The 1,129-nt window shown below is 47.8% G+C and carries 1 protein-coding gene and 1 pseudogene; both read right to left on the reverse strand.

The genetic code is table 11. The annotated features are described in order from the left end of the window. The coding region (locus tag R8N28_RS26280; protein ID WP_318183793.1) for a spore coat protein U domain-containing protein at window positions 1-868 on the reverse strand (868 nt) is incomplete at its 3' end. Beyond that, window positions 865-1,129: pseudogene (locus R8N28_RS26285) on the reverse strand (fimbrial biogenesis outer membrane usher protein); the annotation flags it as partial. The gene R8N28_RS26280 and the pseudogene R8N28_RS26285, both read right to left, overlap by 4 nt.

A 1,129-nucleotide genomic window follows, 5' to 3' on the forward strand; every position in this document is an offset into this window, starting at 1 on the left:
TGATACCATCCGGAATGGCATCGCCAGTATCGACATCGCTCTGTTCGCGGCGCTCTGCACCAGCCGAGCCCCAGCGCTCCGTCGATGAAGACTTATAGATTTCATATTCCAAATAGTTACCATCAGATGCCATCCTTCGTTGGCCTCCTGAAGCATTTACGCCATCGTTTAAACCAATGGTGAAGGAACTGTTCTTGGTACAAGTTAACGATATAACCTGACTAACGGGATCGAAGCCCGCCACCAATGGGGATGAACCAAAATCAATATCCGGCGCGGTGATCATACAGTCGGGAGTCACTTCCAACTCGACCGTAATAGTACTTTGAGCACTCCCCTCATTCCGAATAATACATACTCCTGGTAGACCTACGCCCTTGCAGTAATTCCAATCCCAAGACGCCATAATTTGGTCTGTATAAGTTCCGGCCGAAAGGTTACTTCCAGCTCCCGTCCGAGCATAAAGAGGGAACTCAACTTGGTCTCCAAACAGCCCCAACAAATCTAACAAGTCGGTGTCTGTGAAGGTGTACAATTGGCCAAAAACATACTCTTCTGAAAGGCTTGAATCGCCAAAGATCTGATAGTTAATTACCGAACTGGCATCTCCTTGGGTGGTCATCTGCCCACCATTGAGGCTGGTAAATGTGACGGACACATAGTCGCCACTCAACAACGACACAAGTGTCGAAAAGTCACATGTTATCCCCGCATGCGGCTGGGCTGAACTTTGTTGCTGAGTGCTCGACACCGTAAATGAGGAAACGCTACCAAACTGGATTGAAGGTGTTAGCGCCGTGATCTCACATGCCATTGTCGAACAGGAGAAAAAGAGAAGTAGACTAGCCAGCCAGCGATGCAAAATCATAGTGCCGCCTCATCTTCTGTTTTGAGGCAAACCTGACTATTCAGTGTTTGTATTGTTTGACTCTCGCGCTCATACAACCCTTCAATTGAAACTTTACATGGTGACTGCCCTTGAGGATAAAACAGAATGTAACTGCCCGGGTCAACACCTTCAAAGTAGGTAAACCCATCCCACCCAATTTGACTGACTAATCCTGTCTCTGAACGCCCAAACGTACCAAGCGGCAGGACTAGGTGATTTTCATCCACAACGGTCATACTC

This window comes from Vibrio sp. Vb1554 (assembly GCF_033344235.1).